At 70.8% G+C, this 6682-nt stretch carries 7 protein-coding genes; 6 read left to right on the top strand and 1 reads right to left on the bottom strand.

Translation table 11 applies throughout. The annotated features are described in order from the left end of the window. The first annotated feature begins 45 nt into the window (after positions 1-45). The 5 genes from J7I94_RS38975 to J7I94_RS09730 all read left to right on the top strand — a co-directional run bounded on the left by J7I94_RS38975 (position 46) and on the right by J7I94_RS09730 (position 4759). A complete protein-coding gene (locus J7I94_RS38975) occupies positions 46-579 on the top strand; it encodes a hypothetical protein (protein ID WP_215166584.1) in 534 nt (177 codons plus the stop codon). A 53-nt stretch (positions 580-632) separates the two neighbouring features. After that, entirely contained in the window at positions 633-2069 is a 1437-nt protein-coding gene (locus tag J7I94_RS09745; protein WP_215166583.1) for a terminase large subunit domain-containing protein, read from the top strand. Between the two features lie 96 nt (positions 2070-2165). Next, the gene (locus J7I94_RS09740) at positions 2166-2567 is read left to right on the top strand and encodes a PhoH family protein (protein ID WP_215166582.1); all 402 of its coding nucleotides are present in this window, start codon (positions 2166-2168) and stop codon (positions 2565-2567) included. Between the two features lie 134 nt (positions 2568-2701). Further along, positions 2702-2929 carry an HNH endonuclease signature motif containing protein gene (locus J7I94_RS09735; RefSeq protein ID WP_215166581.1) on the top strand — a complete coding sequence of 76 codons (228 nt, stop codon included), beginning with the start codon at positions 2702-2704 and terminating at the stop codon, positions 2927-2929. 123 nt (positions 2930-3052) lie between these two features. Continuing rightward, entirely contained in the window at positions 3053-4759 is a 1707-nt protein-coding gene (locus J7I94_RS09730) for a hypothetical protein (protein ID WP_215166580.1), read from the top strand. 28 nt (positions 4760-4787) lie between these two features. Here J7I94_RS09730 and J7I94_RS09725 read toward each other — a convergent pair whose 3' ends face one another. Next, the gene (locus J7I94_RS09725) at positions 4788-5840 is read right to left on the bottom strand and encodes a nitrilase-related carbon-nitrogen hydrolase (protein ID WP_215166579.1); all 1053 of its coding nucleotides are present in this window, start codon (positions 5838-5840) and stop codon (positions 4788-4790) included. A 120-nt stretch (positions 5841-5960) separates the two neighbouring features. Between J7I94_RS09725 and J7I94_RS09720 the strand changes: the two genes are divergently transcribed. Beyond that, entirely contained in the window at positions 5961-6665 is a 705-nt protein-coding gene (locus J7I94_RS09720) for a hypothetical protein (protein WP_215166578.1), read from the top strand. The last annotated feature ends 17 nt before the right edge of the window (positions 6666-6682 follow it).

The raw sequence follows: 6682 nt of genomic DNA, 5'->3' as shown, positions 1-6682 counted from the left end.
ATCGGCCGGACAAGTCCTAGTCGGCCGTCGGCCAGGAGGTGAGCGGTGGCCGAGGGCACCGTGGAGTCCTGGGAGCGGCAGAGCGGGGAGTCGGTCCAGGCGTTCGAGGCGTTCGCTGTGTACCGCGATCTCGGCCCGGCGCGGAGTGTCACGAAGGCGGCACAGGAGTTGGATAAGTCTCGGTCCCTGTTGGGCCGGTGGTCGCGGCAGTTCGCATGGGTCATGAGGGCGGCGGCCTACGACCGGGAGCAGGACCGGCTGTTCCTCGCGGAGCAGGCGCAGGCGCGCCGGGACATCGCCCGCAGGCACGCGAAGTTGGCACAGGCCGTACAGAGCAAGGCGGTGGCCCGGCTCCAGTCACTGGACCCGCGGGAGCTGTCGCCGTCGGAGCTGCTGCGCTACATCCAGGTCGCGGCGGAGATCGAACGGCGGGCCGTGGGCGAGGCCCCGGCGGCGGGGACGGTCGAGGACCGGGACCAGGGCGTGGACGTGGCCTCCTTGTCGGACGAGGAGCGTCGGGCACGGATGGATCAGCTGCGACGGGAGCTGGAGCGCCGGTTGTCGGAGGGCACGCAGTGAGCCGGGGCCGGGCGAAGCGCCGCGTGATCGAGGGTTTCGCGGATCCATCGGTGATGAGCGACGAGCAGTTGAAGGCCGAGGTCGCGGCACTCGTGCGGGCTGATGAGCTGTCGGCGCGGCGGTGGGCGTGCGAGGTCCCGAACTGCGACGGTCTGCCCCACGCGGGCTGGCTGCACCACCATGCCCGTGCGGCGCAGCGTCAGCCGCTGTGGCTGTGGACCGTGTGGATGCTGCTCACCGGCCGTGGCTGGGGCAAGTCCCGGACGGCGGCGGAGACGGTGAGGGAGTGGGCGCAGACACCAGGTCTTCAGATCGCGGTGGTGGCGAAGAACGCCACGCTGGTGCGGGACATCTGCTTCGAGTCCCCGAAGTCGGGGCTGCTGTCGGTGTTCCCGCCGGAGGAGGTGGCGAAGTACAACTCCAGCCTGGGCGAGACGACGCTCCGGCTGACGAACGGCACGCTGATCCGGGGATTCGGCGCGGAGACGCCGGACAACCTGCGCGGCTGGGCATTCGACAAGGCGTGGTGCGACGAGTACGCGGCCTGGTCGCGGCACACCGCGCAAGAGGTCTACGACATGCTGTGGTTCTGCCTGCGTGAGGCGGACACCCCGCAGGTCGTCATCTCCACGACGCCGAAGCCGCTCCCGCACGTCAAGCGGCTGGTCGAGCGTGGCCGTGCCCAGGAGAAGGCGCACCTGGAGGGCGGGGCGCCGCCGCGGGTGGTGCTAACCCGAGGGCACATGCGGGAGAACGACGCGAACCTGTCGGCGGCGGCCCGAGAGGAGCTGGAGGAGGAGTATGCCGGCACCCGGCTGGGGCGGCAGGAGCTGTCCGGCGAGCTACTCGAGGACGTGGAGGGCGCGCTGTGGAAGGGCTGGATGCTGGAGGTCGAGGGCTTCCGGCCCCGCCCCGAGCATCTGCCGGACCTCCAGCGCGTGGTGGTCTCCGTCGATCCGGCCACCAAGTCGCACGAGAACGCGGACATGACCGCGTTCACCGTGGCGGGGCGCGGGTTCGCCGTGGAGACGATGTTCGGGGACGACCGGCCCCGCGGGTACCTGCTGCACTGCGAGCAGGACCGGCACACGCCGACGCAGGCGATGAAGCGGGCCGCCACGCTGTACCACGAGCACCGGGCGGACTGCGTGGTCATCGAGGCGAACAATGGCGGCGACTACCTGCCCGCTCTCCTGGAGCAGGTGGACCCGACGGTGAACTGGCGGATCGTTCACGCCACGCGCGGGAAGCGGGCGCGGGCGGCGCCAGCGGCGCAGCTGTACGAGCAGGCCAGGGTGTCGCATGTCGGTCCGGCCCGGCGGTTCGCGGAGCTGGAGGAGCAGATGACGACGTTTGTCGGCCAGGGCGAGACGGAGGACTCGCCCGACCTGCTGGACTCGGCGGTGTGGGCGTTGTGGGACCTGTTCCTGGATCCGACGATGCCGCCTCCGCGTGGTGGGGATGACCAGCGGCTCGCTGGTCGGCGGTAGTTGAGCCAAGGCCGTTGTCAGTGGGCTGTGGCAGCGTTGCGAGGTGATCGGCGATGGACAGGCAGGGAGTCGGGGATGGCGGGGGAAGCTCGGGAGATGCCGGCATGGCTGGAGAGCGGCCGGACCGTTGGGGTCCCGGTCGTGGCGTTGGTCGTGGACGCTCGCAAGATGAGATCTCGCCGTGAGGGCATGCTCGGCCGGTTCGGAGTGGGCATGAAGAGCGTGATGCGTCTGCCCACCGGGACGGGTAAGACCGCGACCGCTGTGGCGGTGGCGATCGAGATGGCCAGGCAGGGCCAGAAGCTGACGCTCGTGGTCAAGGACCGTGCCGAACAGGAGGCGGTCGAAGCACAGCTGCAGGCCGCATGGGCTGGGCTGGATGAGGTGGCAGGTGATCAGGCCGCACCGGACAGCTTCCGTCTGGTTCCCGAGCCGTACGCACCCCGACGGTTGCGTGCTCGCCCCCCCCGGAAGCCGCGTACCGGGCGTTGTGTATGAGGGCGGCGGAATGGGAGGAGTCCGGGCGGGATCAGGAGCGGCGGGCCGTGGCGGGAGACCGACGTGTCCGGAATCCCGCAGCACGTCGGGCGGTGGTCATCCGAAGCGGGGGAAGGTGCGAGAACCCAGAGTGCTTGCTGCCAGACCTCCCGTACCGGACGAAGGCCGGGGAGCCGCTACTGGAAGTCGACCACATCGATGACCACGCTGGCGGCGGTCGGGATCACCCGGCGGCGATGATCGCCCTGTGCCCGAACTGCCACAGCAACAAGACGCACGGCGCGGAGCGGGCCGCGCTTACCGAACGCCTGCGCAAGGTGGCGGCAGAACGACATGCCACCTGGGCGGCCAGTCTCACGTAGCCGGGTCGTGGGGTTCGCTGGACTATAGGCTGATCAACGGCGCGGGGCCGACGTCCGGAGGAGACTGTGGGCCTGCGTCAACTTGTGATCGATGCGTGGTCGTGGCTGAACTACAAGCCCGTGATGGCCGATGCCGGGCGTCCCGGCAGCCGCGCGTTTCCGGAGCTGGCCAAGACGTGGGTCCCGCCGCAGGAGCTACGGCGGCTGGCCGCATACAAGGTGCTCGCGGCGTACGACAACAACCAGGCCGGGCAGCTATCGGCGGTCGGTGGCGACGAGAGCGCGCTGGAGCGGCGGGAGCTGGGCGACGCGGCGAACCTGGTGGACACCGCGCTCGGTTACCTGCTCGGCTCGGAGCAGAAGGTCGTAGTGGAGGGCGCGGAGCACGCCGACGAGGAGACACCAACGCCAGGGGCGGCGGAGGCTGCGGCGGTGCAGGACCGGCTGCGGAAGTGGGCGGACAAGGAGTTGCTGACGTTCCGGGTCCAGCAGGCGGAGCGGGCGGCGGTGCTCCTCGGGGACAGCGTGATGGTGCTGGCGTGGAACCCGGAGAAGCAGCGGCCGACGTTGCGGGTCTACGATCCGGGGTTCTTCTTCCCGCAGTGGGACGACGAGGACGAGGACTTCCCCCGTCGGGTGCACCTGGCGTGGGAGCTGCCGGCGGACGATGACGCCGGGCTGAAGGCCAGGGTGCGGCGGGTGACGTACGAGCTGGGGCCGATCTCCGAGTATGGCGAGCCCGGCGACGATGGGCTTGTGGCCGGTGGTCGGCAGTACCCGTGGGAGCCGGGCCGGACGTCCAACGTGACCTGCTACCTCACTGACGGCGAGTGGCTGCTGGAGGACCTGAAGAACGGCGAGACGCTGGACCGGCTGCCGATGGACAAGGCCGCGTACCGGGTGCGGCCGGACGGCACGGAGCTGAACCGGCTGGATCTGATGATCGACTTCGTGCCGGTGGTGCACATCGCGAACACGATCCCCGACGGTGGGGAGCACTGGGGTCGCTCGGTTCTTGCACGGGTTCTGCAGGCGCTCGACGAGCTCGCGGCCACCGACTCGGACAGCTCGGCGGCGTCGGCGACGACGGGCACGCCGATCATCGGGCTCGCGGGGGCGCGCCTGCCGGTGGACCGGGCGACGGGTAGGCCGCAGGAGTTGGAGGTGAAGGCGGGTGCGGTGTGGCAGCTCGGCGAGACCGGGCGTATGGACGCGTTGGACACGTCCCCGCAGCTGGCCGAGTTGCGGGCGCGGGTGGATCACCTGCTGGAGCGGATCGCGGCGAACAGCCGGGTGACGGCGGCCGGGCTCGGGACGCTGGACGCGACGGAGGTGCCGTCGGGGTACGCGTTGAAGCTCGCGCTGGGCCCGTTGGACGGGCTGATCGGCATGATGCGGCTCGCACGGGAGCACAAGTACCGGCTGCTGTTCAAGATGGTGCAGCGGTTGTACCAGGCGGGCCGGGCGGAGGGATGGACGGCTGGGGAGACGCTGCCGGCGCGGCTGGCGTGGGCGCCGCACACGCCGACGGACCGGGGCGCGGTGCTGGAGGAGGTTGTCAAGGCGTACGGGGCGGGGGTGCTGTCGCTGGAGACGGCGGTGGCGATGCTGCTGGAGGCCGGGTACCCGATCAAGGACGCCTCGCAGGAGGTGGAGCGGATCAGGGCGAAGGCGGAGCAGGAGGCCGCGGTGCGGATGGCGGAGGCCGCCGCGCGTCGCGCGCGAGACGAGGAGGACGAGGACCAGGAGGGGGCCGGGCCGGGTTCGGCCGGGTCGAAGAGGCTGGTCGAGAAAGGGAGCGAGCGGGAGCTGGTGGAGGCGAGCCGGTGACGCGGCCTCCGGGTGCGTGAGGCGAAGGTCAGCGCCAGATTCCGCGGGCGCGCATCAGGTCGATCTGGGGTTCGGTGACGTGCTCGCGGTACTCAGCGTGGTCGTACGGCGGGCGATCGGCGTAGAGGTTCGCCGGGTAGATGGGCTGGTCGTACAGGGTCGCGAACAGCTCGGTGCGCAGGTCCTTGGCCCAGTTGGTCCACGCGGCGGAGGTGCGCTGGCGGCGGAGGGCGGGCAGGTCAATGGTGGCGGTGACGAAGGTGGCGACACCGCCGTGGTCGAGGTGGCCGACGGTGCGGCCGGTGTAGTCCGTGATGGTGGAGTGGCCGCCGAAGAAGTCGACGCGCTGCCCGTCGACGCCGGTGTAGGAGGCCGGGTTGGGGGCGAGGACGTACATGGTGTTGTCGAGGGCGCGGGCCCGGTTCTGGATGTCGAAGGCGTCGGAGGTGACGCCGGGCAGCGGGTAGCTGGTGCGGTAGGCGATCTCGCAGCCTCCGAGGGCGAGGCCGCGGGCGTTCTCCGGGTACGACGCTTCGTTGGCCATCATGACGCCGAGGCGGCCGATGGCGGTGTCGGCAACGGGCCAGAACGCCTCGGGGTTGCGCCCGTGGAGCCGGGTCCACTGGTCGAGGACGTCGTGTGGGCTGACGCTGTGTTCCATAGGCGGCAGCGGTGTGAGCTTGTAGTGCCGCAGGACGATCTCGCCGTCGGGGTTGATGACGAAGCCGACGTTGAAGTAGCGGTTGGGGAAGGCCGGGTAGAGGGCCTTGGCCTGGGCCATGATGTGGACATTGAACTCGCGGGCCCAGCGGCCGAGCTCTTCAGTTTCGGCGCCGGGCAGGCTGATGGCGCAGGTGCGGGCGTAGGTGGCGTGGTCGAGGTCGTGGATTTCGTCGGTGAAGCCCTGGAGTGCCCCTTCGGGCAGGACGACCAGCCGGACGGGGTGGTCGAGGCCGCCGAGGGAGACCGCGGTCCGGGTGAGGGCGTACAGGTGGTCGAGGTTGGTGGCGATGTCGTCGCGCTGCTGGATCTCGGTGATCTCGGGGATGAGCCCGACGGCGGTGTAGGGGTTGAGCGTCATGGGGGGATACCTCCTTGTTCGACGCCATCCTGTGGGGGCGGTCGGACAGGGGCTCGTGGTCGTGTCGGTGCAGGTGGCTAAACTGGCCGGCAGCGCGGGGGCGCGCTCTGGAGGAGATGTATGGTCCAGCCCCTGCCGCTTCGCCGTCCTGTCGGCTTCCGTCGTGACGGGCGGCCGATCTACCCGATTCTCGGTGCCTCCTCTGAGGACGAGACGAACGACCAGCTGGACGACGCCACGGACAGCGGCCAGGAGCAGCAGGTCACGTTCACCCAGGACCGGCTGGGCAAGATGCTCACCCGTGAAAAGGCGCAGGGCGAACGGGCGGGGATCAAGCGCCTGTTGTCCCAGCTCGGGTTCGACTCCCCGAAGGCGCTGAGCGAGTTCGTGACCGCGCAGCGGGAGGCCGAACAGGCCGCCCTGTCGGAGGTGGAGCGCCGCGAACAGGCGGCGGCCGAGCGCGAGTTGCAGGCCGCGCGCCGGGAGGAGCAGGCCGCCGAGAGGGAGCGGGCGGCACTGCGCCGGGCCGCGCTGGTGGCGCTCGGCGCGAAGGGCGATGACCTGGTGGACGCGGAGCGTCTGCTTGCCGTAGACGACGAGGACGCGGACGAAGCTGGGATCCAGGCGGCGGCCGAGGCCCTGCGCGCACGCCGTCCCGAGCTGTTCGGTGAGGTCCGCACCCCGGTGCCGGCGGCACCCGCGGGAGCACCGGCGGGGCGTGGCCCGACCCGTACCGCCCCGGTGTCCAAGCCCGGTTCGGCCGGGCTGGAGATGGCCAGGCGGCGCGGGCTGATCCCGGAGTTCAGCGACTCCGCCGCCCGATAGTCCGGGCCCAGACCTTG

Origin of the sequence: Streptomyces sp. ISL-12 (assembly GCF_018614415.1) — a bacterium.
In the GTDB taxonomy this organism is placed as follows: domain Bacteria; phylum Actinomycetota; class Actinomycetes; order Streptomycetales; family Streptomycetaceae; genus Streptomyces.
The sequence above is the reverse complement of the archived record's forward strand: the minus strand, read 5'-3'. Positions and strand labels throughout refer to the sequence as shown.

What these genes read in the sequence shown, in the direction of transcription:
- J7I94_RS09720 (WP_215166578.1), top strand. Translation starts at nt 5,961, where the DNA reads ATGGTCCAGCCCCTGCCGCTTCGCCGTCCTGTCGGCTTCCGTCGTGAC.
- J7I94_RS09730 (WP_215166580.1), top strand. Translation starts at nt 3,053, where the DNA reads ATGGCCGATGCCGGGCGTCCCGGCAGCCGCGCGTTTCCGGAGCTGGCC.
- J7I94_RS09745 (WP_215166583.1), top strand. Translation starts at nt 633, where the DNA reads ATGAGCGACGAGCAGTTGAAGGCCGAGGTCGCGGCACTCGTGCGGGCT.
- J7I94_RS09740 (WP_215166582.1), top strand. Translation starts at nt 2,166, where the DNA reads ATGCCGGCATGGCTGGAGAGCGGCCGGACCGTTGGGGTCCCGGTCGTG.
- J7I94_RS09725 (WP_215166579.1), bottom strand. Translation starts at nt 5,840, where the DNA reads ATGACGCTCAACCCCTACACCGCCGTCGGGCTCATCCCCGAGATCACC.